Origin of the sequence: Bradyrhizobium sp. in8p8 (assembly GCF_000426845.1) — a bacterium.
Taxonomy (GTDB): domain Bacteria; phylum Pseudomonadota; class Alphaproteobacteria; order Rhizobiales; family Xanthobacteraceae; genus Bradyrhizobium; species Bradyrhizobium japonicum_C.
Genome location: NZ_AUGD01000007.1, coordinates 240,043 through 264,517 on the forward strand (window position 1 = coordinate 240,043; position 24,475 = coordinate 264,517).

General features: G+C 64.8%; 25 protein-coding genes. 13 read left to right on the plus strand and 12 right to left on the minus strand.

Annotation, left to right across the window (positions count from 1 at the left end; translation table 11 throughout):
* The first annotated feature begins 40 nt into the window (after positions 1–40).
* From K408_RS0119510 to K408_RS0119540, 7 genes are all read left to right on the plus strand, one after another.
* The gene (locus K408_RS0119510) at positions 41–1,576 is read left to right on the plus strand and encodes an ABC transporter substrate-binding protein (protein ID WP_024340134.1); all 1,536 of its coding nucleotides are present in this window, start codon (positions 41–43) and stop codon (positions 1,574–1,576) included.
* Between the two features lie 7 nt (positions 1,577–1,583).
* The gene (locus K408_RS0119515) at positions 1,584–2,534 is read left to right on the plus strand and encodes an ABC transporter permease (protein WP_024340133.1); all 951 of its coding nucleotides are present in this window, start codon (positions 1,584–1,586) and stop codon (positions 2,532–2,534) included.
* Entirely contained in the window at positions 2,521–3,390 is an 870-nt protein-coding gene (locus K408_RS0119520; RefSeq protein ID WP_024340132.1) for an ABC transporter permease, read from the plus strand. The genes K408_RS0119515 and K408_RS0119520 overlap by 14 nt, the downstream gene beginning before the upstream one ends.
* Positions 3,387–4,379 (plus strand): ABC transporter ATP-binding protein, encoded by a 993-nt coding sequence (locus K408_RS0119525; RefSeq protein WP_024340131.1) that lies wholly within the window; start codon positions 3,387–3,389, stop codon positions 4,377–4,379. The genes K408_RS0119520 and K408_RS0119525 overlap by 4 nt, the downstream gene beginning before the upstream one ends.
* Entirely contained in the window at positions 4,376–5,347 is a 972-nt protein-coding gene (locus K408_RS0119530) for an ABC transporter ATP-binding protein (protein ID WP_024340130.1), read from the plus strand. The genes K408_RS0119525 and K408_RS0119530 overlap by 4 nt, the downstream gene beginning before the upstream one ends.
* 82 nt (positions 5,348–5,429) lie before the next feature.
* Positions 5,430–6,497: an alcohol dehydrogenase gene (locus tag K408_RS0119535; RefSeq protein ID WP_024340129.1), complete on the plus strand. Its 1,068-nt coding sequence runs from the start codon at positions 5,430–5,432 to the stop codon at positions 6,495–6,497.
* Between the two features lie 133 nt (positions 6,498–6,630).
* On the plus strand, positions 6,631–7,710 hold the full coding sequence (locus tag K408_RS0119540) for an isocitrate/isopropylmalate dehydrogenase family protein (RefSeq protein ID WP_024340128.1): 1,080 nt from the start codon (positions 6,631–6,633) through the stop codon (positions 7,708–7,710).
* A gap of 34 nt (positions 7,711–7,744) precedes the next feature.
* Here the strand turns inward: K408_RS0119540 and K408_RS0119545 are convergent, their stop codons facing one another.
* The 4 genes from K408_RS0119545 to K408_RS0119565 all read right to left on the minus strand — a co-directional run bounded on the left by K408_RS0119545 (position 7,745) and on the right by K408_RS0119565 (position 10,694).
* A complete protein-coding gene (locus K408_RS0119545; RefSeq protein WP_024340127.1) occupies positions 7,745–8,026 on the minus strand; it encodes a hypothetical protein in 282 nt (93 codons plus the stop codon).
* Between the two features lie 104 nt (positions 8,027–8,130).
* The gene (locus K408_RS0119550) at positions 8,131–8,952 is read right to left on the minus strand and encodes an enoyl-CoA hydratase (RefSeq protein WP_024340126.1); all 822 of its coding nucleotides are present in this window, start codon (positions 8,950–8,952) and stop codon (positions 8,131–8,133) included.
* Between the two features lie 291 nt (positions 8,953–9,243).
* Positions 9,244–9,615, minus strand: a complete 372-nt coding sequence (locus tag K408_RS0119560) for a helix-turn-helix domain-containing protein (RefSeq protein WP_020608151.1) — start codon at positions 9,613–9,615, stop codon at positions 9,244–9,246.
* A gap of 29 nt (positions 9,616–9,644) precedes the next feature.
* Positions 9,645–10,694, minus strand: coding sequence for a LysR family transcriptional regulator (locus tag K408_RS0119565; protein ID WP_024340125.1), 1,050 nt, complete (start codon positions 10,692–10,694; stop codon positions 9,645–9,647).
* A 481-nt stretch (positions 10,695–11,175) separates the two neighbouring features.
* Between K408_RS0119565 and K408_RS0119570 the strand changes: the two genes are divergently transcribed.
* Both K408_RS0119570 and K408_RS0119575 read left to right on the plus strand, forming a co-directional pair.
* A complete protein-coding gene (locus K408_RS0119570; protein ID WP_024340124.1) occupies positions 11,176–11,442 on the plus strand; it encodes a hypothetical protein in 267 nt (88 codons plus the stop codon).
* 205 nt (positions 11,443–11,647) lie between these two features.
* Positions 11,648–12,379 carry a cytochrome c biogenesis CcdA family protein gene (locus K408_RS0119575; protein ID WP_029674142.1) on the plus strand — a complete coding sequence of 244 codons (732 nt, stop codon included), beginning with the start codon at positions 11,648–11,650 and terminating at the stop codon, positions 12,377–12,379.
* A gap of 60 nt (positions 12,380–12,439) precedes the next feature.
* Here K408_RS0119575 and K408_RS0119580 read toward each other — a convergent pair whose 3' ends face one another.
* The 7 genes from K408_RS0119580 to K408_RS0119610 all read right to left on the minus strand — a co-directional run bounded on the left by K408_RS0119580 (position 12,440) and on the right by K408_RS0119610 (position 18,797).
* Positions 12,440–13,495 (minus strand): ABC transporter substrate-binding protein, encoded by a 1,056-nt coding sequence (locus tag K408_RS0119580; protein WP_024340122.1) that lies wholly within the window; start codon positions 13,493–13,495, stop codon positions 12,440–12,442.
* A 4-nt stretch (positions 13,496–13,499) separates the two neighbouring features.
* Positions 13,500–13,832, minus strand: coding sequence for a hypothetical protein (locus K408_RS0119585; protein WP_024340121.1), 333 nt, complete (start codon positions 13,830–13,832; stop codon positions 13,500–13,502).
* Entirely contained in the window at positions 13,829–14,587 is a 759-nt protein-coding gene (locus K408_RS0119590; RefSeq protein ID WP_024340120.1) for an ABC transporter ATP-binding protein, read from the minus strand. The genes K408_RS0119585 and K408_RS0119590 overlap by 4 nt, the downstream gene beginning before the upstream one ends.
* Positions 14,584–15,390 (minus strand): ABC transporter permease, encoded by an 807-nt coding sequence (locus K408_RS0119595; protein WP_024340119.1) that lies wholly within the window; start codon positions 15,388–15,390, stop codon positions 14,584–14,586. Before K408_RS0119595 ends, K408_RS0119590 begins: the two co-directional genes overlap by 4 nt.
* Positions 15,387–16,208, minus strand: coding sequence for an ABC transporter permease (locus K408_RS0119600; RefSeq protein ID WP_029674140.1), 822 nt, complete (start codon positions 16,206–16,208; stop codon positions 15,387–15,389). The genes K408_RS0119595 and K408_RS0119600 overlap by 4 nt, the downstream gene beginning before the upstream one ends.
* 139 nt (positions 16,209–16,347) lie before the next feature.
* Positions 16,348–17,169 carry a FadR/GntR family transcriptional regulator gene (locus K408_RS0119605; protein ID WP_024340117.1) on the minus strand — a complete coding sequence of 274 codons (822 nt, stop codon included), beginning with the start codon at positions 17,167–17,169 and terminating at the stop codon, positions 16,348–16,350.
* Positions 17,170–17,339: 170 nt separating this feature from the next.
* Positions 17,340–18,797 carry a sensor histidine kinase gene (locus tag K408_RS0119610; protein ID WP_051160682.1) on the minus strand — a complete coding sequence of 486 codons (1,458 nt, stop codon included), beginning with the start codon at positions 18,795–18,797 and terminating at the stop codon, positions 17,340–17,342.
* Positions 18,798–19,162: 365 nt separating this feature from the next.
* Between K408_RS0119610 and K408_RS0119615 the strand changes: the two genes are divergently transcribed.
* The 3 genes from K408_RS0119615 (at position 19,163) to K408_RS0119625 (ending at position 22,075) form a co-directional block, all read left to right on the plus strand.
* A complete protein-coding gene (locus K408_RS0119615) occupies positions 19,163–20,161 on the plus strand; it encodes a TRAP transporter substrate-binding protein (protein WP_024340115.1) in 999 nt (332 codons plus the stop codon).
* An 82-nt stretch (positions 20,162–20,243) separates the two neighbouring features.
* On the plus strand, positions 20,244–20,759 hold the full coding sequence (locus tag K408_RS0119620) for a TRAP transporter small permease (protein WP_024340114.1): 516 nt from the start codon (positions 20,244–20,246) through the stop codon (positions 20,757–20,759).
* Positions 20,756–22,075, plus strand: coding sequence for a TRAP transporter large permease (locus tag K408_RS0119625; RefSeq protein ID WP_024340113.1), 1,320 nt, complete (start codon positions 20,756–20,758; stop codon positions 22,073–22,075). Before K408_RS0119620 ends, K408_RS0119625 begins: the two co-directional genes overlap by 4 nt.
* Before the next feature lie 50 nt (positions 22,076–22,125).
* Here K408_RS0119625 and K408_RS0119630 read toward each other — a convergent pair whose 3' ends face one another.
* Positions 22,126–23,397 carry a serine hydrolase domain-containing protein gene (locus K408_RS0119630; protein ID WP_024340112.1) on the minus strand — a complete coding sequence of 424 codons (1,272 nt, stop codon included), beginning with the start codon at positions 23,395–23,397 and terminating at the stop codon, positions 22,126–22,128.
* 160 nt (positions 23,398–23,557) lie between these two features.
* Here K408_RS0119630 and K408_RS0119635 point away from each other — a divergent pair, with 160 nt between their 5' ends.
* The gene (locus K408_RS0119635; RefSeq protein ID WP_024340111.1) at positions 23,558–24,475 is read left to right on the plus strand and encodes an intradiol ring-cleavage dioxygenase; all 918 of its coding nucleotides are present in this window, start codon (positions 23,558–23,560) and stop codon (positions 24,473–24,475) included.

Genomic DNA, 24,475 nt, shown 5'->3' on the forward strand with positions numbered 1-24,475 from the left:
CAACGATCCGAAACATCGGACGAGCGATCCGGGAGGAACCATGACGAACATCGCTGCCGCGGCACGCAAGCGCGCGCCGCTTCTCCTCGTTGCGGCCTTTGCGCTGGCCGCGCCGGCGCAGGCGCAGAAACCGGGCGGCAGCATCACGGTCGGCCAGGAGCTGGAGATCGCAGGCTTCGATCCGCTCAAGGTCGGCGTCTACGACACCTCGACCTTCACCGCAGCCGCCGCGATCTTCGACACGCTGACGACGCTCAATGAAAAGGGAGAAGCCGCGCCCAAGCTCGCGGTGTCCTGGACCCACTCCGCCGACTACAAGACCTGGACCTTCAAGCTGCGCCAGGGCGTGACATTCCACGACGGCACGCCGTTCAACGCGCGGGCTTTCAAGGAGAATTTCGACCGGCAAAAGGATCCCGCCAACAAGTGCCGCTGCGCCTTCTACATCAGCAACGTCAAGGAGGTGCTGGCGCCGGACGATGACACCATCGTCTATAATCTCACCGACCCTTCAGTGAACCTGCCGGCGGTGATCACCATCCAGAGCCAGAACAACGTCGTTCACTCGCCTACGGCCTGGAAGACCAAGGGCGACGACTACAACCGCAATCCGGTGGGCACCGGTCCCTACATCCTGAAATCCTGGACCGCCGGCGACCGCATGGTGCTGGAGAAGAACCCCAACTATTGGGACAAGGGTCGCCCCTATCTCGACCGCATCATCCTGAAACCATTGCCCGACGCGCAGTCGCGCTTCGCTTCGCTGCAATCGGGCGAAGCCGACATCATCTGGGACGACGAGAACGACGCCGACAACATCATGAGGGCGCAGAAGGACCCGAAGCTCACCGTGCACACCTACAAGGGCTCGGGCGCTGCGGTCTATGCCTTCAATACCAAGGTCGCGCCCTTCGACGATGTCCGCGTGCGCCAGGCGCTGGTGATGGCGATCGACCGTCCCAAGATGTCGCAGGCGATCAGCAACGGTCTGAGCCGGCCGGCGAGCAATCCCTACGGCGACGGCTCCTGGGTCAAGTGCAAGGACGACGGCGCGCTGCCGTTCGACGTCGAGAAGGCCAAGGCGCTGATCAAGGATTACGGCAAGCCGGTCGAGTTCAAGATGCTGGTGACGGCGACGCCGCGCGGCCGCATGATCGGCCAGGTGCTGCAGCAGTTCTGGAAGCGCGTCGGCGCCAATATGGAGATCGAGCAGGTCGATCAGGCCACCATTCCCTCGCGCGCCTTCACCCGCCAGTTCCAGCTGACGCCGTGGCGTATCGTCGATCTCGCCGATCCAGATCCGCAGATGTACGCGAACTTCCGCAGCGGCAGCCCGCTGGCGCTCGCCGGATACTCGAATCCCGAGCTCGACAAGCTTCTCGACCATGCACGCGTGACCGCCGAGCTCGGCCAGCGCACCGAGGACTATTGCGCGATCAGCCGCCTGATCAACAAGGAGGCGATCTGGTTCTGGACCTTCCAGAATACCTATTACGCATTGTCGAGCACCAGGCTGAAGGGCTTTCCGAAGATCTACAACGGCGTGATCGACGTCTCGACCACCTGGCTGGAATGACCGCGCGATGCTGAACTTCGTCGTTCGGCGGCTCCTTGCCATGCTGCCGGTTCTGCTTGCCGTGTCGCTCCTGACGTTCCTGATCGCCTCGCTGCTGCCGGGCGATCTGGCACTCGTCATCCTCGGCGACCAGGCGACCCCGGAGAACGTCGCGGCACTGCGTCGCGACATGGGGCTCGACCAGCCGCTGTGGTGGCGCTACCTGAGCTGGCTCGGTCAGGTGATGCAGGGGGATCTCGGCCGTTCCTTCCGCACCGGGCAGACGGTGCTGCAGGCGGTCGCCGAGCGCATCCCGGTCTCGCTGCAGCTGATGTTGATGGCCGAGTTCATCGGGCTCCTGATCGGCGTGCCGCTCGCGATCGTCTGCGCCGCGCGGGCCGGCGGCGCGTTCGACCGCTTCATGACCGGCGGCGCCTTCGCCATGCTGTCGATGCCGTCTTTCCTCACTGCAATCCTCCTGATCTATCTGTTTGCGGTCGAGCTGCGGTGGCTGCCGGCGACCGGATATGTGCCGTTCACCGAGGCGCCGCTCGCCAACTTGCGCTTCTTCGTGCTGCCGGCCCTGACGCTCGCGCTCGCGGAATGGCCGGGCATCATGCGCGTGCTGCGCTCCGACATGATCGCGACCTTGCAGGAGGACTATATCGCGCTCGCCAAGGCCAAGGGCCTCAAGCCCGCGCGCATCCTGTTCGTGCATGCGCTGAAACCCTCGTCACTGACGCTGGTGACGGTGACCGGCATCAACATCGGCCGCCTGCTCGGCGGCACACTGATCGTGGAATCGATCTTCGCGCTCCCGGGCATCGGCCGGCTGCTGGTCGGTGCGATCTACACCCGCGATCTCGTCATCCTCCAGGGCGTGGTGCTGCTGGTCGCCTGCGGCTTCGTCATCGTGAATTTCATCGTCGACATGCTATACGCCGTGCTCGACCCCAGGATCCGCCATGGCCACGCTTGAGCTGTCAGTTCAGGACGAGGTGGCATCCGCGCCCGTTCGCGGCAACAAGTTCGGCTTCCTGTTCTGGGTCGCGGGCGGCTGGCTTGCCATCATCCTTTCGCTCGCAATACTTGCACCGGTGCTGCCGCTGCAGAACCCGGTCGACATGGACATGCTGGAGCGCCGTGCCACCTTCTCGAGTGAGCATTGGCTCGGCACCGACGGACTCGGTCGCGACGAGCTCGCCCGGCTGATCTTCGGTGCGCGCGTGTCGCTGACGGTCGGGCTGATCGCGCCGATGATCGGCCTCGTTATCGGCGGCGCGCTCGGCCTCGTTGCCGGCTATTTTCGCGGCCGGTTCGAGACGGTGGTGGTCGGCAGCATGGACGTGCTGCTGGCCTTTCCGCCGCTGATCTTCGCGCTCGCCGTGACGGCCTATCTCGGGCAATCCGTTCCCAATCTCACCGTCATCCTGGGCGTGCTCGGCATTCCCGCCTTCATGCGGGTGGCGCGTGCGGCGACGCTGACGTTGGCGCGGCGCGAGTTCGTGATCGCGGCCGAGGCGTTGGGCGCCAGCCATGCCCGCATCCTCCTGCGCGAGCTGCTGCCGAACGTGATCCTGCCGCTGCTCGCCTTCTTCCTGCTCGGCGTCGCCGTCACCATCGTGGTCGAGGGCGCGCTTTCCTTTCTCGGCCTCGGCGTGCCGCCGCCAATGCCGAGCTGGGGCAGCATGATCGGGGAAGGACGCGAGAGCCTCGACGTTGCGCCGCGGCTTGCCTTCCTGCCGGCGGCGGCGCTGTTCCTGACCGTGCTGGCGTTCAACCTCGTCGGCGACACCTTGCGGGCGCTGACCGACCCGCGTCAGGGGGCGCTGTGAGCGCGCCTCTTCTGACCATCGAGAACGTCGCGGTCGACCTGCCGACCCCGCGCGGCAATCTGCGCGCCGTCGATCATGTCAATCTCTCGCTGGAAGGCGGCCGCACGCTCGGCATCGTCGGCGAATCCGGCTGCGGCAAGACCATGCTGTCGCGCGCAGTGCTTCAGTTGTTGCCGAAGAAGGCGAAGCTCGCGGGACGCGTCATTTTCGACGGCCAGGATCTGGTGCGGCTCGACGCAGAACGCTTGCGCCGGCTCCGGGGACGCGATCTCGCGGTCGTGTTCCAGGATCCCATGACCTCGCTCAATCCCGTGCTCACGATCGGGACGCAGCTGATGGAGACGATCCAGGAGCATCTCGAACTCGACGCGCCGGTCGCGAAGAAGCGCAGCATCGAGCTGCTGGCAGCGGTCGGCATCCCCGCGCCGGAGCAACGGCTCGCGCAATATCCGCACCAATGTTCCGGCGGCATGCGCCAGCGCATCGCGATCGCGATCGCATTGTCCTGCGAGCCGAAGCTTCTGATCGCGGACGAGCCGACGACCGCCCTCGACGTCACGATCCAGGCTCAAATCCTCGATCTGCTCGCGCGCGAGCAGCGCCGCCGGCACATGGCGATGATCATCATCACCCACGATCTCGGCGTGGTCGCCGGCCGTGCCGACGAGGTCGCCGTGATGTATGCGGGCAGGGTGGTGGAGCGCGCGCCGACGTCTGCGCTCTTCAAGCGCATGCACATGCCCTACACCGAGGCGCTGCTGGCGGCGATCCCGAAGCTCGACACTGCGCCGCATACGCCGCTGCCGGCCATCTCCGGCCGTCCGCCCGATCCGACGCGGCCGCTGAAGGGCTGCTCCTTTGCGCCGCGCTGCCGCTATGCCGCTGGCCGCTGTCACGAGGCCAAGCCGGAACTGATGGATGCGGAGACGCCCGGGCATCGGTACGCCTGTTTCCATCCAATCCGGATGGCGGAGGGGATCGGCGCATGATGCAGCTTGCCGTCCGCCCCGAGCCGCTTCTGGAGGTCAACAATCTCGTCGTCGAATATGGTCTCGGCAACAAGACGGTGCACGCCGTCTCCGGAGTCAGTCTCCAGGTCGCGCGCGGCGAGACGCTGGGACTGGTCGGCGAATCCGGCTGCGGCAAGTCGACGCTGGGACGCGCGGTCTTGCAGCTGCGCCGCGCCAAATCCGGCCGCGTGCTGTTCGACGGCGAGGACCTCACGGCCATGGAGGGCGAGGCGCTGCGGAAAATGCGCCGGCGCGTGCAGCTGATCTTTCAGGATCCGATCGCCTCGCTGAATCCGCGCCGGCGCATCGGCGACATCGTGGCGGAGCCGCTGATCATCGCCGGGATCAAGGATGCCGCCGAACGCAAGCGTAGGGTCCACGAGGTGCTCTCTGCGGTTGGGCTCGATCCCGATCTCGTGGCGGGACGTCTGCCGCATGAATTTTCCGGCGGGCAATGCCAGCGCATCTGCATCGCGCGCTCGCTGGTGCTCAATCCGGAGTTCATCGTCTGCGACGAGCCGGTGTCGGCGCTCGACGTCTCAATTCGCGCACAGATCCTCAATCTGCTGGAGGAGATGAAGGTGCGCTTCGGTCTGACGCTGCTGTTCATTGCGCATGACCTCGCAGTCGTCAAAGCCGTCAGCGACCGCGTCGCGGTGATGTATCTCGGTCGGCTCTGCGAGGTCGGGCCCTCGGAGCAATTGTTCGCAAGGCCCGCGCATCCCTACACCGGGCTGCTGCTGCAGGCGATTCCGGTGCCCGATCCGGACGTGCGTCCCGCAGAGAGTGTTGCGACCGGGGAGCCGCCATCGCCGATTGCGCCGCCGTCCGGTTGCCGCTTCCGTACCCGCTGCCCGCGGGCCGATCAGCGATGCAGCGCGGAGATACCGGAGTTGCGCGAGGTCGTTCCCGGCCAGTTCGCGGCTTGCCACCATCCGCTGGCCTGAACTAAGACGGCTCCGGGTTTGTCTCGTCTCGCCCGCCGTGGCATGGTGGCGCGACAAGCAAGAAGCATGCGGGAGGACGCCGATGAAGAGTTTCAAGGTCGCCGATTTCAAAGCGCCGTTGAAGGAGTTCGACGAGGCCACGCCGCAGCCGTCGGGCACGCAGGTGCTGATCAAGGTGAAAGCCGCGGGCGTCTGCCATAGCGATCTCCACATCTGGGAGGGCGGCTACGATCTCGGCCACGGCCGCAAGCCGCTGTCGCTGAAGGACCGCGGCATCAACCTGCCGCTGACCATGGGCCACGAGACGGTCGGTGAAATCCTTGCCTTCAGTCCCGACGTGAAGCCGACCGACCAGGGCGATCTCAAGCTCGGCGATGTCGGCCTCGTCTATCCCTGGATCGGTTGCGGCAAATGCGCCACGTGCCTTGCCGGCGACGAGAACATGTGCCTGACGCCGCGCTCGCTCGGCGTCTATTGCGACGGCGGCTATGCCGACCACATGCTGGTGCCGCATCCGCGTTATCTGCTCAATCTGAAAGGTCTCGACCCCGCGACGACCGCGCCCTATGCCTGCTCGGGCGTCACCACGTATAGCGCGCTGAAGAAGGTCGAGCAGCACTTCGACACGCCCATCGTGATGTTCGGCGCCGGCGGCCTCGGCCTGATGGCGCTGTCGCTGCTCAAGGCGATGGGCGGCAAGGGCGCCATCATGGTCGACATCGACGTGAAGAAGCGCGAAGCCGCCGAGAAGGCCGGCGCGCTGGCGACCGTCGATCCCAAGGCGCCGGATGCGCTCGAGCAGCTTGCCAAGAAGGCGGGAGGCCCCATCCGCGCCGTGATCGACCTCGTCGGCAACGCCGCGACGACGCAGCTCGGCTTCGATTGCCTGACCAAGGGCGGCAAGCTCGTCATCGTCGGCCTGTTCGGCGGCGGCGCGACCTGGGCGCTGCCGCTGATTCCGATCAAGGCGATCACGATCCAGGGCAGCTATGTCGGAAACTTGCGTGAGACGCAGGAATTGCTCGACCTCGTCCGGACGAAGAAGGTGCCGCCGATCCCGGTGACGACGGCCCCGCTCGCCAAGGCGAACGATGCGCTCTTGCAACTGCAGCAGGGTGCGGTGGTCGGGCGCACGGTGTTGACGCCGTAAAGATTGACACTCTCCCCGTCATTGCGAGGAGCGAAGCCACGAACAAACCAGAACGTCGCCGCAGATGCAGTTCTGGATTCTTTCGCTTCGCTCGCAATGACGACTTGGCTGACTCCTTCCCCGAGGCTCTCGAATGTCCGCAAACAACGCCTTCCATATCGCCGTGCTCGCCGGCGACGGCATCGGCCCCGAAGTCATGGCGCCGGCGCTCGAAGTGTTGCGCAAGGTCGAGCAGAAGTCCGGCCTGAGCTTCCGCTTCACCGAGGCGCCGGCCGGCGCCAACAACTATCTGGCCACTGGCAAGTCGATGCCCGACTCGACCATCAAGCTGTGCGAGGAGGCGGATGCGATCCTGCTCGGCGCCTGTGGCCTGCCCTCGGTGCGCTACCCCGACAACACCGAGATCGCACCGCAGATCGAGCTGCGCTTCATCTTCGATCTCTATGCCGGCGTGCGTCCGGCGCGGCTCATTCCGGGCGTGCCGAGCCCGATCGTCGGCGCCGACCAGCGCGGCATCGATCTCGTCGTCATTCGGGAATCGACCGAAGGCCTGTTCGCCTCGATGGGCAAGGGCGTCGTCACCCACGAGGACGCGCGCGAGACCATGGTGATCACGCGTCGCACCTCCGAGCGCCTGTTCGAATTCTCGTTTCGCCTCGCGGAGCGGCGCAAGGCGCGCGGCAGGCCGGGCGCGCTCACCTGCGTCGACAAGGCGAACGTGTTCAAGGCGTTTGCGTTCTTCCGCGGCATTTTCGACGAGATCGCGAAGAAGCATCCCGAGGTGAAGACCGACCGGCTCTATGTCGATGCCTGCTCGGCGATGCTGGTGAAGCGGCCCTGGGATTTCGACGTGATGGTGATGGAGAACATGTTCGGCGACATCGTCTCCGACATCACAGCGAGCCTGATCGGCGGCCTCGGCATGGCACCGTCGGCCGATATCGGCGATGAATATGCGGTGTTCCAGCCGTGCCACGGCACCGCGCCTGACATCATGGGGCAGGGCAAGGCCAATCCCACCGGCATGATCCTGTCGGCCGCGATGATGCTGGACTGGCTCGCCGACAAGCACGGCCTCGAGAGCGCTGCGGAAGCCGGCGAGACCATCGAGCGTGCGGTGGACCAGATCTATGCCGGCGGCATCAAGCCGATGGAGTTCGGCGGCAGCAACGGCACGGCGGATATTACAAAGGCCGTGCTCGCGGCGCTGTAATCAAGGAAAAGGGGCCCGCAGGCCCCTTGGTCGTTCACCAGCGGCGCCAGTGATGGTGATGACGCCAGCGCCATGGACGGGGGCCATAGAAGCGCGGGCCGCCATAGTAGCCGTAGGCGCGGTAATAGTTCGGGCGCCACCAGCAGCGGCCCCAGGGGTTACAGACCCAGCGCACTTGCTCGACCTCGGCGGGCGGACCGCTTGCAATCTTGTCCGCTTGCGGAATGCCGTTCGGCATTGCCGCAAGTGCCTGTCCGGAGGCGAGCGCCACACCGCCGACGGCAGCCAGACCAAGAACAGCAAATTTCAGTGTCATCGCAATCTCCCTCGTTGCTGGCGGGAGAACTTTCGCGGGATCAAGTGGTTGCAACGGCGCTGAACTGCACGCGGAATTTAATCTTCCTGAATGTCGGTTCAGCTTCAGCGGCCCCGGAATTGCGGCTTGCGCTTTTCCATGAAGGCCTGCCGGCCCTCGCGGAAATCCTCCGAGTCCATGCAGGCATTGCCGATCGCCTTGACCGCCTCCATGTCGCGCCGGCTTTCATCCTCAAGCACCTGCGTGATGGTGATCTTTGCGGCCTTGATCGCGAGCGGAGCGTTCTGCGAGACCGTCTCTGCGATCATCATGGTCTCGCCCCAGAGCTCGTCGACAGGGAACACGCGCTCGACCAAGCCAATGCGGAGCGCCTCTGCGGCATCGATGCGCATTCCCGTGTACATCAGAAGCCGCGCCCAGGACGGACCGACCAGCGACACCAGATGCCGCAGGCCGTCATAGCCGTAGGCGATGCCGAGTTTGGCTGCGGGTATGCCGAACTGGCTCCCATGCGAGGCGAGGCGGATGTCGGCGAGCATCGCAACCTGCATGCCGCCGCCGAGGCAGTAACCGTCGATGCAGGCGATCGTCGGCTTGGGATAGTCGGCGAGCAGCGCGCGCTGGGCGGCGCTGCGCCTGGCGTATTCCTCGGATGCCGCTGCATTGTGCCTGGCCTTCTCGAACTGGCTGATGTCGGCGCCAGAGACGAATGCCTTGCCGCCGGCGCCGCGCAGGATCACGACCCGCACGTCGTCGTCGTCGCGCAAGGCGGTCAGCGCCATGCCAAATCCCTCCCACATCTCCAGCGACATCGCGTTGCGCTTGTCCGGATTGTTGAAGGTGATCACGCCGACGCCGCCGGCCGCGTGCTGGAGGATCCTGCCGTCGGCGTAAGGCATTCCGGTCGTGCTGAACATGTCGGGCATCGTGCGCTCGCTGGTCGTAGGACGAGCCGCAATGTGCGGCGCAGGCGCCGCCATGGTCAACCCGGGCAAGGGCGGGCAGCTTGCATCCGCCCGTGCTTCGGTTGCATGCGCGAAGCTCGACGAAGGTGGCGGCTGACCGCCAACAAAAAGGAGCGGCCAGGCCGCCCCGAGACAGACCCCGCGCAGGGGCACGGGCGCAGACATATTTCGTCCGGTCTCGTTCAATCCAGCCGCGCCCCCTTGACGCGGTGGATTGAACGTCGGCCGTGAAGGCCAAACCGTCGTTCGACTTCAGCTCTCGTTGGCCGCGATCGATTCCATCAGCGAGACGAGCTGACGCTGCACCGTCTGGTCCTTGATCTTGCTGTAGGCGCGCAGCAGGCGGAGGCTGAAGGCCGAATCCAGGAAGAGCAGGCTCTCGACTTCGCGCGCCTTGTTGTCGCCGTCGTAGAAGAAGGTCACGGGCACGTCGAGGGCGGAGGCGATCTGCTGAAGGCGGGCCGCGCCGACGCGATTGACGCCCTTTTCGTATTTCTGGACCTGTTGGAAGCTGACTCCGAGCTTCTCGCCGAGCTCGGCCTGCGAGATCTTCATCTCGACGCGCCGCAGCCGAATCCGCTTGCCGAGCTCGATGTCCGGCTTCCCGGCGCTGCGCTGCTTCATTCTTTTTGCCGCTGCTTTCATCTCTGCTTTCACCTTTGTTCTTCGGTTGAAAATCCCCCGAAGAGCTGGGTCAGGGGTTCGCCCATGTACGAGTCCTTGAATTCATGCGGGTGCACGAATTCTTCCTTAAACCACGGGAAGCGAGCCGGATTGAAAGCGTCGATCAGCCAGTCAATCATGTGCCGCACGCGCGGAATACGGCCGCTACCGGGGTGGTAGGACAGCCAGATATCCAGCGGTCGGTTCAGCTCGACCTCCAGTGGAATTAACTTCCCGCCAAGCGCGATGGCGTAGCTCGGGAATACGCCGATGCCGGCGCCATTCGCGACCGCCCAATAATTGGCGCTTGAGACGTTGGTCTTCATGACCAGAAGGTCACGTTCCGGAACGCCCGGGAAGAAGCTCTCGAAGGTTTCCTTGGCGGCGAGTTCGTCGGCGAATTGCAGCACCAGGCGATGCTTGATCAATTCCGCCGCCGACCGCGGCGCGCCATGCTTTGCGATGTATTTCTCAGAGGCCCAGAACATCAGATGCATGCGGCCGAGCCGCACCAGCTTGATGTCGAGCGCCGAAGGGCGCGACAGGTGGATCGCGACGTCGGCCTCGTGGCGCGAGACGTCGGCCGAACGCATCGCGCAATGCAGATCCACCAGGATCTTCGGATAGGCCTGCTGGAATTCGACGAGGCGCGGCGCCAGCCAGAACGTGCCGAGCCCCTCGGTGACGGCAACCCGGACCTCGCCCGACAAGGCGTTGGCCATCGAATCGCTGGCGCGCAGCACGTCGAAGGTGGCCGCCTCCATGCGCTCGACGGCGGAGACCACCAGGGCGCCCTCGTCGGTAAGATGGGTGCCGTGAACGTCGCGGGTAAAGAGGGTCGTGCCGGTCTGGCGTTCGAAACCGTCGATTCGCCGGCGCACGGCATTGATCGACAGCGACAAGCGTTCGGCCGCCGACCGGAAACTTCCGCATCGGACGACTTCAAGAAATATGCGGGCCGCATCCCAATCCGAGAGGCCGCTGAGATTTGTCTTTGGGCGTTCCGCTGGAGGAACGCCCCTTTCCGCTAAGGAGTGCATACAATTCCCTTCGGGTGGCTAAACTGGCAGAATCTGGCGCAAACCACAACCACGACGGGTTGGGGAACGACGAGTTTTGAACGTCATCCTTTACTACTCGTGGGCGGTATTAGAGTGTTGCCCAGGATGGGGATTGGACGGATTGTCCTCCGACTGAGGGGTTTGGCGTGAGTTCCGTTGCAGGCCGTGAAGTGGCTGCGGGATTGCCGGCGCTGTCCGCGGCGAGAATTCTCGCGCGAGCGCCGCTGTCATCTCCCTCAATGGATCGATCTCGCCGCATCAGGCGTTTGCTCCCGAACCACCCTGGTGATCGCCGACTGCGCTGCGCGGATACGGCGGGCAGAACAGCGGTTCCACGGCAGAAACACACCGGAATCAGGTTCGGGGGCGCAGGGGCTTCGTGCTATCTTGGCTCTGCCAGGGGAGCCGAAGGGAACGTCACGAACACGTCTCGCAGGCCGAATTAACGGAAAGAACGCCGGTGTCGCATTCAGACGAACAGTTGCAGTCGGTGCTGGAAACCCTTGAGGAGTGCCGCAGGGTTCTCAATGAGTGCAGCAGCCGCGAATCGGCGGAGATGTTGTCCATCGTCATCCTCGACGTGCGGATGAAACTGAAAGGAATCGACGGTGCCGATCTCAAGGCGCTGTGCGACGAGATGCTGCGGAGCGCTGCGAGCGAGCCGCCGACCCCTTCCAAGCAGACGCAGGACCAGCCCCGGCGTCCGCTGCTCCGCGTGGTGAAATAGCCGCGCCGCCGAATCTCGCTTTTTGGCGAGGTTTCTGCGCGTCCCGATGCCGCATCTGTGATCACGGAGGGCATCGGGAGGAGCCCTGGTTTTGTGCGCTTCTGTTGCGCATTCTCCGGCATCGGTTACACCAGAGCCGGTTCGGCTCCGGGCCGCGCGCGTTCCTTGCGCGCCGTACCGGGCCTGAGATGGCTCCGACTGCATCATGCAAAATGTTTCGATCCCGGCGGCGCTGATTGCCGGCCTCGTCAGCTTCCTCTCACCCTGCGTCCTGCCTCTGGTGCCGCCCTATCTGGTGTATCTCACGGGCGCCACGATCGAGCACGTCGAGAGCGACGAGCCAGCAGAGGCCTCCAAGCGCGCAATCCTGCTGTCGGCGCTGCTGTTCGTGCTCGGCTTCTCCACGGTGTTCGTGGCGCTCGGCGCCAGCGCCTCGTTGGTCGGCGGGCTGATCCGTGCATGGTCGGCGGAGCTGTCGATCCTCGCCGGCATCGTCATCATCATCATGGGACTGCATTTTCTCGGCCTGACGCGCATCGGCCTTTTGATGCGCGAGGGACGGCTGCCGATCCCCAGGCCGGTCGGCCTCTGGGGCGCCTATATCATGGGCCTCGCCTTCGCCTTCGGCTGGACGCCTTGCATCGGCCCGATCCTCGCCGCGATCCTCTCGATCGCGGCGGCGGAAGCCACGGTGGCGAAGGGCGCTGGCCTGCTGGCGGTCTATTCCGCGGGCCTGGGCATTCCCTTCCTGATCGCCGCCCTGATGATCGAGCAGTTCTCCGCGCTGTTCGCGCGCATGAAAGGCCACCTCGTCAATATCGAGCGCGCCATGGGCGTCTTGATGGTGATCACCGGCATCGGCTTTCTCACCGGCGCGGTCTCGAATGTGAGCATCTGGCTGCTGGAGACGTTTCCGGCGCTGCAGACGATCGGGTAGGGCGCGGTCCCGAGAGGAGCCGGCGCGCTGGTCGCGCCGGCACCTCCGCGTGCGGCCGACTCAGGGCTTGAACACGTAGCCCGGCGTGATCGCCGCCGCCTCCGGGATCGGCGGCAGATCGGCGAACAGCTCCGGGCGGTCCTTCATGACCTTGAGAATGTGCTTCGGCTCGATATGCGCGTTGACGTCGAAGGTCGATTTGAGGATGCCCAGCCGAGAGAGGCGGTCCTCAGCGCTCCACAGTGCGCGGTAGTTGTTCGCCGACAGCCGACGGTCCGCCTGCTGGATGTTGAACTGCATCGCAGTCTCGGCGACCTCCTGCTTGAGTCCGGGAATCCAGCGTGTGGCGACCTGCGCCGCCAGTTTCGGGTTCTTGCGCATCCATTGGTCGGCCTCGGAGACGGCGGCGAGGAATTTCTCGATGGTCTCGCCATTGGCCTGCACCCAGGGGCGGAGCGCGACGTTGAAGCCGATGTAGGAAATCACGTCGCCGCCCCGGATGATCTCGACCGCGCCCGGCACGTCCTTGCCCGCGACGATCGGCCACGGATCCCAGCCCGAGAACGCATCGATGCCCTTGGCGAGCAGGGCCACGGTCATGTCCGGCGGCGGGGTGTTGACCAATGTCACGTCATCTGGCTTCAGACCGGCCTTCTCGAGCGTCGCCAGGATGTAGAGATGGTTGATCGTGCCGAAGGAGGCCGCGATCTTCTTTCCCTTCAAGGTCGACAGGTCGCCCTTGACGATGCCCGAACCTTCGCGCGCGACGATCGCCATGGTCGCGTCGGAGCCGGCCTTGGTGGCATTGCCGCTGTAATTGCCGAGCGCGACGAGGTCCATGCCGCGCAGCACGGCGCCGATCATGGGCACGCCGACCTGCACGATCTCGCTCTCACCCGCCTGCAACGCGTTCAGCGCGTCGACGCCGGTGGCGTAGGGGCGCGCGATCGTGACATCGAGCCCGTACTTCTCGAAGAAGCCGCGCTCGAGTGCGATCGGCAGGCCGATCTGATCGATGCCGGTCACCATGCCGGCCTTGAGCTTCGTCAGCGTCTGGGCGCTTGCCGGCACGAGGCCGGCGAGAAGCGCTAGTCCAAGCAACACGAGTCTTTTCATATTGTCAGCCTCCCTCTTTTATCGGCCCCACTGCCGTCACCCAATAGGGCCGGGCCACGGCGTTGAGGTCCGTTCTTTTGACACCACGCAGTTCGATCGAATGCTCGTCCGTACCCGAGACGCGTCCGTATTGCTGGAACGCGAGCACGTGGAAGCGCTCCGGCGTGAACGGCAGCTCGATCTGCACGTTCACCTTCTCCGATGTGCCCTTGAGCTCGGGCGAGATCTTTGCCGGCGCCGCGATGGTCAGCCAGAGCTGAAACAGCGCCCAAGCCGCGATCGCGCCGAGCGCGATGCGCAGCTTGGGTGATCGCAAGGCTTCGGAGGCGATGCTCATGCCGCGCGCACCATCTGCAGCACGCGCGCCGAGAGCTGCTTGAACTGGTCGTCCTTGACGAGCTCGTCCCACACCCGCGGGCGCGGCAGGTCGACCGCGATCTGGTCGAGCACGCGTCCCTTCGACAGCACGACCACGCGGTTAGCGAGAAACACCGCTTCCGGCACGTCATGGGTGATGAAGATCACCGTCGGCTTGCGCTCCTGCCAGATGCGGGTCAGTTCCTCCTGGAGGGTCATGCGCGTCTGCGCATCGACGCTGGCGAACGGCTCGTCCATCAGCAGGACGTCGGGATTGTTTGCGAGTGCGCGCACCACGCCGACGCGTTGCTGCATGCCGCCGGAGAGCTCATTGGGATAGCGGTGCGCCGCGTGCGAGAGTCCGGCAAGCGCGAGATATTCGCGCGCAATGCGGTCGCGCTCGGCCTTCGGCACGCCGCGCATCTTCGGGCCGAAGCCGACATTGTCGAGCACCGTCTTCCAGGGAAACAGCGCGAACGACTGGAATACCACGCCGCGCTCAGGGCCGGGCCCGTGCACCGGCTTGCCGTCGAGCAGGATGTCGCCCTTCGAGTAGGGGATGAAGCCGGCGATCATGTTCAGGATCGTCGTCTTGCCGCAGCCGGAGGGACCGACCACCGAAATGAATTCGCCCGGCTCGACGTCGAGCGAGACATCGTGGACGGCAGTGACATGCGCGCCCGCATAGGGGTCGAAATAGGTCTTGCCGAGATTGCGCAGCGAAAGCGTCTTCATGATGTCACCAATCCCCAACGCTGGCCGGTCGCACGCTCGAGCGGGGCGAGGATCCAGGCATCCACGATGTACCAGAGCAATCCGAGAATGATCATGCCGAGGATGATCTCGACGGTCGAGCCGGCGCGGCGGGCGTCGAACATCATGAATCCGATGCCGGAGGTGCCGACGATCATCTCGACTGCGATCAGCGCGCGCCAGCCGTAACCGAGCCCGTTGCGCAGGCCCGTGATGATATTGGGCAGCGCGGCCGGCAGCGTCACCTCCCATAGCACGCGTGCCCGCGAGGCCCCGAGGCTCAAGGCGGCGCGCGAGAGGTCACGCGGCACGGAGCCGACGCCGAGCACGGTGTTGAGCACGACCGGGAACAGCACCGTGTAGACGATGACGAAGGTCATCGTCGTCAGCCCGAAGCCGAACCAGATCAACAGGATCGGCAGCCAGGCGATGTCGCCGATCGCCTGGAAGAACAGCAGCACCGGCCAGCAGATCCGATGTGCCCAGCGGCTGGTGCCGATCAGAATCCCCAGGGGAATACCGAGCGCCATGCCGACTGCGGCGCCGGTCGCGAGACGGATCAGGCTGTCCTGGAGGTAGTCGGGCAGGATCCCCTTGTAGGTGAGCGTGACGAACGCGCGCAAGACATCGGCCGGTCCCGGGAAGAACGCGCGCGGAAACAAGCCGGCCTCGCTCACCGCGGTCCACAGCGCAAGCACCGGGATGAATGGAATGATCGCGGCGAATCCCGGCCAGCGCCGGGTCAGGCGGGCATAGCCGGCCCAGATTTGCAGCATCAGATTCATGCGCGCCTCACCATGCCCCAGCGCTCGATGGTCGCGCGTTCCAGCGGGACCAGCAGCAGACGGTCGATCAGAAGCCAGAGCACGCCGATCACGATCATGCCGAACACGATCACCTCGGTGCGGTAGAAGTCGCGGGCGACGAACAGCATGTAGCCGAGCCCGACATTGGTCGCGATCATCTCGGCGGCGATCAGGCCGCGCCAGGCGAAGCCCAGGCCCGTCCGAATGCCGGTGACGATGTTGGGGAGCGCGCCCGGCACCAGCACTTCGGTCAGGAGCGTCCAGCGACCGGCGCCGAGCGAGGCGGCAGCATTGCGCAGCGAGTGCGGGATGGTCCTGACGCCGAGCAGAGTGTTGTAGGCGACGACGAAGAAGACGGCATTGAAGATCACGAAGACGATCGCGCCAAAACCGTAGCCGAACCACAGCGTCGCGATGGGGATCCAGGCGATGCCGGCGAGCACCGAAAAGAAGCGGAACAGCGGCGTCAGAAAGGCCGCCACCGTCGGGCTGACGCCCATGGCGATGCCGAGCGGCACGGCGGTGGCGATGCCGATCAATGTGCCGAGGCCGACGCGCAAGAGGCTGGCGGCGACATGGGCGAACAACGTGCCGTCGCGGATGGAATCCAGCGCGGCGGTGCCGACCGCTCCCACCGAGGGAAATACGCGCGGATTGACGTTGAACAGCGGGACGACGATGGCCCAGATCGCCACGAGCGCGATCAGCGGCGCGACGAACATCGCGGCTCCTGCCAGCGAACTGACGCTGCGGATCAGCCGCGACGATCGACCTTTCACACTGCCCGTCACCTGCATCTGACCTCCCGACGCTCAGCTATGCCTGTGCCGGCATTTCGCGCTGATCATTCCCGACATCGTAACCGCGTTTCCCGCAATCGCATATCTGCATCGGTTGCGCCCCTCGCGATCGCGGGCGGCGCGTCCGAGCCTTCTGTCACGCTCCATGGGCTTTTCTCTTACGTTTGACGCCCGACGTCCTGGTGACGCGCTGGTTCGGTCCGCCCGCTCTGCGGCTCGCCGCGGCGATGACCGTCTTCCGGTTCGACAGCTTCAATCGGGTGTAGCCGAGCAGGCGCTCCATCGCGGCGCGCGCCTTCTCGGGGTTGCCGCTTTCGATGGCCCGCGCCGCCGCGACGTGGTTCGGCAGATTGTCCCTGAACCAGCCGCCGGGGCTCACGACGGCGACGGTGAAGACGGTGCTCAGGATGGTGTCGATCGCGCCGCGGAAGCCCTGGAGGACGGGATTGTGGGTCGCGTCCAGGATGGCAAGATGGAAAGCCTTGTCCGCTGCGAGGGCGCTGGCCTGGTCCTTTGCAGTCTGCATCGCGGCCAGGGCCGTGTCGATCCGCCAACGGTCGTTCTTGGTCGCGCGTTCGGCGGCAAGAGCTGCGGCGGCGGGCTCGATGATCGAGCGCACCTCCTGGATCGCCAGCAGAAGATCGCGATCCGGCTCGTCCTGGCCGACGAGCCAGCTCAGAACGTCGCGGTCGAGCAGGCTCCATTCGTGACGCGGCAGCACCTGCGTGCCGTGGCGCGGCCGAACGCTGACGAGGCCTTTTGCGGCAAGCGTCTTGATTGCCTCGCGCACCACGCCGCGTCCGACGCCGAAACGGGTCTCGAGTTCAGGTTCTGGCGGCAGGGTCGTCCCGACGGGAATGAGATCCTGGGCGATCTCGCGGCCGAGCGTCGTCAGCACGGCGCGAATGCGGCCGGGCTTGATCAGCTTGTCGACGGGGCTCGGGCGCGCTCTTGCCACTCGTACGTTTCTCCCGTCCGGCCTGTCGCGGCCGGTTCATTATCTTTGGCTGCCACGCCCGGCAGCTGCACAATCATCCGATGTTTAACATCGGATGAATGGGGCAGGGCAAGCGCAATTGTCGCAGGGATGATCGTGCTGCGTTGCGATATGCGCCAGGAGGCCGCGGATCAGGGCGCCTCGTCCAGCGTGCAGATCACCGTGCAGACCACGCCCCGCGGCAGGAAGTCGACGGTTGCCTCGCCGCCGAGCTGATCGCGCGCGCTGCGCTCGATCAGGCGCGAGCCGAAGCCGCGCTGCACCGGCGCCGTCACTGGCGGCCCGCCGCTCTCGGTCCAGATCAGCCGCAGCCGCGGCTTCGGCGCATCAGCGATGATCTCCCAGTTCAGCGTCACCCGGCCCGTCTCGTTGGACAGCGCGCCGTATTTCGCGGCATTGGTGGCGATCTCGTGCACGATCATCGACAGCACCACGGCGAGCCGCGGCGACAGCGGGACAGGCGGTCCAGCCATGCGGATGCGGTCGGGATTGCTTAGCAGGAACGGCTGGAGCGCACGGGCGATCACGTCCCGAAGCTCGGAGCCCGCCCATTTCTCCTGACTCAGCAGGTTATGCGCTTCGGCCAGCGCGCCGAGCCGGCCCTCGAACTTGATCCGCTCGTCACGGCTGGCGCTGCGAAAGGTCTGCACCGCGATTGCCTGCATCAGGGCCAGCGTGTTCTTGACGCGATGATTGAGCTCCTCGATCAGGAGATTGTGCAGCATCTCGCCGCGCGCGATCGTTGCTGCCATCCGGACTGCAAAGGTGAGGCCGACCAGCAGCAGGATGCCGCCGATCAGGCTCGTGATCGCGACGTTGCGCCAGAGCGGGGCGATCAACGAGCTCTCGGCGATGCCGGCCACCACCGTCCAGCCGGTCAGCTGTGATTTGGTGAAAGCGGACGACAGAGGGACGCCGTCGAGCGATATTGTCGAAAGCGCAGCCTCCGGCGTGCGGGACATCGCATCGTAGAGCGCGCCGGAGGCCTGCTTGCCGAACGTGTCGACTGGATTGGGCGTCCGCGCAAACACGCGAGCCTTGGTGTCCAGCAGCGATACCGTCCATTGATCGTTTGGACGCTGCTGCTCGACCAGTCTTTGGAACAGCGCGATCGGCGGACTGAAGGACAATGCATAGGCGACCTCGCCATTGCGCAGCACGGGAACCTCTACTGTCACGATCGGCTGTTTCTTGGTAGAGCCGACGAACAGATCGGAATATTGCGGCGCCTTGCGTGCAAACACCCGCTCGACGATCTCTCGGTTGTTGCGCGCTGGCAAGTTCGCAGCTCCCGGAGTCACGGACGAGAAGAGCTGGTCGCCGGATCTGTCGGCCACCAGCAGCACGCTGTCGTCGCCATATTGCCCCGTGAACTCGGCAGCCAGGCGCCGAAAGGCGGCAAAATCGCCGCTCTGCAAAGAATTGCTGAGCGCGAGCACCTGCAAGCCGCCCGTCATGCGCTGCACCTCGGAGTCGAGCACAAGGCGCATGCTTCGTACGGTCTCCAGCACCCGCCGGGTCGCCTCGCTGCGATCCTGGCGATAGTTGGAGTAGGCAAGGCCGACGGCAAACACGATCAGCGGCAACATCGTTCCCGCGACCAAGAGAGCTAGCCGGGCGGGCAGTGTGAGTTTTGGCAACGCGGCGGTCCCGGTTCCAGCGCAGCGGCGCCGGATGATTTTGGCAGACCATACGGTCGCGCGCCGCGCTACGCCACGATTTTCGCGATTGCCTCGCAGTGCGCGGGGCGGAGGCCGCCCTTCGGAATGCCGCGCCGACGCGCAGGTGCAGTGCAGCAGGTCGTGACGGAGTAGTCCCGAGACGAAGAGCACGGCCAGCGCTGCGAAATGACTTCCGTCCCCCTGCGGATTTTCATACGCTTGCCTCTCGCAAGCCGCAGAGCGGCTGCACTCACGGCCCGGTGACAGGGCCGGAGCATCAAGGGAGGGGAACGATGAAGCGAAGGTCATTTCTCGCTGGTATCGGTGCGACCAGTGCGGCGGCGACGATCGGCATGCCGTCGATCCTCAGGGCACAAGGCGCGATCACGCTGAACGGCGCAGTCCAGTTCAACGACGACCACGCCTTCAACCGGGCGCTGATCCGGTTCGAGGAGCTGGTGAAGAAATACTACGGCAAGCCCGTCAACTTCACGCTGCACAAGAACTCCTCGCTCGGCCTCGAAAAGCAGTATTTCGAGTACATGTCGCAGGGCAAGGCGGTCGATTACGGCATCGTCTCGCCGGCACACATGTCGACCTTCGCGAAGGCGGCCCCGTTCATCGATGCGCCGTTCGTGTTCAAGGGCATCGAGCACATGAACAAGGTCGTTGAAGCCAACATTCTGGCGCCGATCGCCGACGAGGTTGCCGCCAAGGCCGAGGTCGTTCTGATCGGTTATGCTGGGGGCGGCATCCGCAACATCTTCGCCAACAAGCCGCTCAAGAACCTCGCAGATCTCAAGGGGCTCAAGGTCCGCGTGCAGGGCGCGCCGATCTGGTCGAAGACGTTCGCGGCCGTCGGCATGAGCCCGACTGTGATCGCCTATAACGAGATCTACAACGCGATCCAGAACGGTGTGATATCGGCCGGCGAGAACGAGGCGGCCGGCGTCGAGGCCATGAAGTTCTACGAAGTGGCGCCGCACCTCAACCTGACCCAGCACGCGGTATCGATCCGGCCGATCTGCTTCTCGGTGAAGACACTGAAGGCCTTGCCGAAGGATCTGCAGGACGCGATCATGAAGGCCGGCAAGGAGGCCGGCGACTACGGTCGTCAGCTTGAGTCGAGCGAAGAGGTCGTCAAGCTCGACGCGCTCGAGAAGGCCGGCAAGCTCAAGCGCGTTCCCTTCGAGGAGCGGGACGCCATGAAGAAGCTCGCCGATCCCGTGATGGCAACCTACGCGAAGGAGATCGGCGCGGAAGGCATTTTCGAGAAGATCAACGTCGTCTGAGGTCGTTGCATCCCGCGATCCTGGTCCGGGCAGGCCCCGCTTCCTGCCCGGACGTGGTGGATGAGTGCCGCACGGAGCCAGAATGTCCGAAATGCACGTCCCGTCCACACCGTCGCTGTGGCGTCGCCTCACGGCGGCCTATGCGAAATTGTTGGAATTCCTGCTGGCCGTCTGCGTCGGTGTCCTTGTTGTCCCGGTCACGTTGCAAATCATCTCGCGCTACACGCCGTTCATTCCGTCCTACATCTGGACGGAGGAAATGGCGCGCTTCCTGTTCATCTGGACGATCATGATCGGCGCCATGGTGGGTATCCGGGAGGCGCAGCACTTCGAGGTCGACGTGTGGCCCGACCTGTCGCGGCGATCGGAGGCCGCGGTGCGGATCATTGCGCGCGTCGGCGTGCTGGCGCTGGCCCTGGTGTTTGTGTGGGCCGGGATCGAATTCACGCGCTTTGCCTGGAACAGGACGTCGGAGCTCGCCGATCTGCCGCTCTGGCTGATCCACCTTGCCTGGCCGGTGGCCGGCGTGACGTGGATCGTGTTTGCGGGCGAACAGATGGTCGATGAACTGCGCGTTCTGTTTGGGGCTGGGCGATGAACGGGACCGTGCTCTCTGCCGGCCAGGCTGCGATGGTGCTGTTCGGCGTCTTCGTCGGCTTGCTCATCGTGCGCGTGCCGGTCGCTTTTGCGCTTGGCCTTGCCTGCGTGCCGATCCTGCTGATCGAGCCGCGCCTGTCGCTGATGATGCTCGCGCAGGAGACCTTCAATGCGTACAATTCCTTCATCCTGCTCGCGGTGCCGTTCTTCCTGCTGACGGCGAACCTGATGAGCATCGGCGGCATCACCGACCGGCTGGTGGCGCTGTCGCGCTCGATGGTCGGGCATTGGCCCGGATCGCTGGCACAGATCAACGTCGTTTTGTCGGTGTTCTTTGCAGGTATTTCGGGTTCCTCCACAGCCGATGCCGCGAGCCAGTCCAAGATCTTCATCGATGCGCAGACCAAGGAGGGCTACGATCTCTCCTTCTCCATCGCCATCACGGCGGCGTCCGCGGTTCTGGCGGTCGTCATTCCGCCTTCCATCCTGATGATCGTGTGGGGCGGGCTGATCTCGACCTCGATTGCAGCGATGTACCTGGCGGGTATCGTGCCGGGCCTGCTGATCGCGGGCGCGCAGATGGCGACTGTGCACGTCTATGCTGTGCGTCGCGGCTACCCGACCTATCCGAAGTCAGGCTGGGTCGAGATGCGATGCGCCATCTGGCGGTCGATACCGGCGTTGATGACGCCGTTCATCATCGTTGGCGGCATTCTGCTCGGCTGGTTCACCGCGACCGAGTCCGCCTGTGTCGCAGTGCTCTATTCCGTCGTGCTCTCGGCGTTCTTCTACCGCGAGACAGGCATACGCGAACTGTACAGGGCCTTGCTCGACACCGGGCGCCTTGCCGGCGTGGCGCTATTCTGTGTCGGCACCGCGAGCGCGTTCGGCTGGCTGCTCGCCTACTACAGGATTCCGCAGGAGCTGCTGGCCAACGTCTCGACATGGGGAATGGGCGCCGTTGCGGCCGGCTTCTTCATCGCCTTTTGCTTTCTGGTGGTTGGCTGTTTCCTGGACGCAATCCCGGCCATCATCATCGTCGGGACCGTGCTGGAGCCTCTGGCCAAGTCCGTCGATCTCCATCCGGTCCAGTTCGCGATCATTTCCATCATATCGCTGGCGTTCGGGCTGGTGACGCCGCCCTACGGCTTGTGCCTGATGATCGCCTGTTCGATCGCCGGCGTGCGGCTGCGCTACGCCCTGAAGGACACGGTGATCATGCTGATCCCGATGCTGCTCGTGCTGGCGGCCGTCATCGTCTGGCCGAGCGTGTCGCTGTTCCTGCCGCGTCTGATCGTGCCGGAGATGCTCAAATGAGCGTGTGAGCGTGCTCCCGCAGCAGACGGCCGCCGGATCGGATCCACCGCCTACAGATTGCTTTCGGTGATGGCCGCGTAGACCATGCTGCGCAGCTCGCGACGGATCGGATAGGCGCTCGACGGCAGCACCTGCGTCATGAAGATCGTGATCAGCTCCTCGGCCGGGTCGATCCAGAACGAGGTCGTAGCCGCGCCGCCCCAATTGTACTCGCCGGGGCTGCCGGCAATCAGCGTCTCGGCCGGGCGCATGGTCACGGCAAAGCCGAGGCCGAAGCCGATACCGTTATACGCCGCTTCCGAGAACAGCGAGCGCGAGACCTCGGGTAGGGAGCGTCCGCCTGGGATGTGGTTGCTCGTCATCAGCGCCAGCGTCTTCGGCCCGATCAGCCTGACGCCGCCGAGTTCGCCGCCGTTGAGCAGCGAGCGGCAGAAAGTAAGGTAGTCGGCGACTGTCGAGCACAGGCCGCCGCCGCCCGAGATGAAGGAGGGCGGGGACAGGAACGAGCTCGTGGTCGGATCGTCCTGCAGCGTCAGGCCCTCTCGCTGGCCGGCATGGAAGGTCATGCCGCCGCCGGGGTCCGCCGAGTAGCAGGCGGCGAAGCGATGCGCCTTGGAGGCCGGAACGTGGAAATCGGTGTCGGTCATGCCGAGCGGATCGAGGATGCGTTGTTTGAGGAACTGCTCGAACGGCATCCCCGAGATCTTGCCGACGAGGTAGCCGAGCACGTCGGTCGAGACCGAGTAGTTCCAGGCCTCGCCCGGCGAGAACTCCAGCGGGATCTTGGCCAGGCTCTCGATCATGGTCTGCAGCGTGCCTGATTTCTCGACCTCGCCGATCTTTTCGGTGCGATAGGCGGCATCGACATTGGAGCGCTGCTGGAAGCCGTAGGTGAGGCCGGAGGTGTGGCGCAGCAGGTCGACGATCAGCATCGGCCGGGAGGGCGGCCGGGTCAGGAAGGCCGGGTAGGTGCCGGCGACGAACACGCCGAGATCCTTCCATTCCGGAATGTATTTGGCGACGGGCTCGTCGATCGCGACGAGACCTTCTTCCACCAGCATCATGAAGGCGACGCTGGTGAGCGGCTTGGTCATGGAATAGATGCGGTAGATCGTGTCGTCCTTCACCGGCACCTTGCGCTCGACGTCGGCAAAGCCCTGCACCGAGCTGTGAGCGACCTTTCCGCGGCGGTAGACCAGGAGCTGCGTGCCCGGGAAGCGGCCGGCATCGATGTACCGGCTCTTCAGATGCGCATCGACGCGGTCGAGGGCGGCCTTGGACATGCCGACGGATTCGGGCGAGGCAGGGGTGGGAGCGAGCATCAGTTCCTCCGGGGCGGTTTCTCGACGACGGTGATAGCCAAATGGCGCGCCCATTCCAAGCCGGTCGCGCTTAACGCGAGTAGGCCAGCTGGTATAGGCTGTACCTGGGAACGCAAGGAGCCCGCCCGGGCCGACGAGAAAAGCGCGAGGGAAATGCAGCATGACTCAGTTCAACGAGACCGAGCTCACGGAAGCCGTCGTCAGGAGCTTCGACCAGACGCCTGATAGGCGGGCAAAATTCCTGCTGCAGGAATTGGTGAAGTCGCTGCACGATTACGTGAGCAAGACCGGCCTCACCTTCGAAGAATGGGAATACGCGATCGATTTCCTGACCCGCACCGGGCAAAAATGCACGGACACCCGCCAGGAGTTCATCCTGCTGTCCGACGTGCTCGGCGTCTCCATGCTGGTCGACGCCGTCAATCACCGCGATCGCGACGGCGCCACCGAGACGACCGTGCTCGGCCCGTTCTATGTCGGCGAGCACAAGGTGACCGCCCATGGCACCGATATCTCGCCGAACAATCAGACCGGCGAGAAGATGTTCGTGCAGAGCCGCGTCACCGACCTCGAGGGCAAGCCGCTCGCGGGCGTTCCCGTCGACGTCTGGCACGCCGACGATGATGGCTTCTATGATTCCCAGAAGCCCAACTATGACGAGGTCGGCGCGTCCGCACGGGCGCGCTTCATTACGGACGATGACGGCCGCTTCTTCTTCCGCACGATACTGCCGTGCAGCTATCCGATCCCGACCGATGGTCCCGTCGGCGAGATGATCGTGCAGACCAAGCGCCACCCGATGCGTCCGGCGCATGTGCACTTCCTCGTCAACGCCAAGGGCCATGAACCGCTGATCACGCACGTCTTCATCGGTGGCGACAAATATCTGGATTCCGACGTCGTGTTCGGAGTCAAGAACGATCTCATCGCCAACGTCGAGCCGCGCAACGATCCCGAAATGCCCGATGGCACCAAGGCGAACGGGCAATGGCACCTGATGACCTACGAATTTCACCTCAAGCCGGGCGGCGGCATGGCGCCGAAGCCGCTGGGAACCAAGGCGATCGAGCCGGCGTGA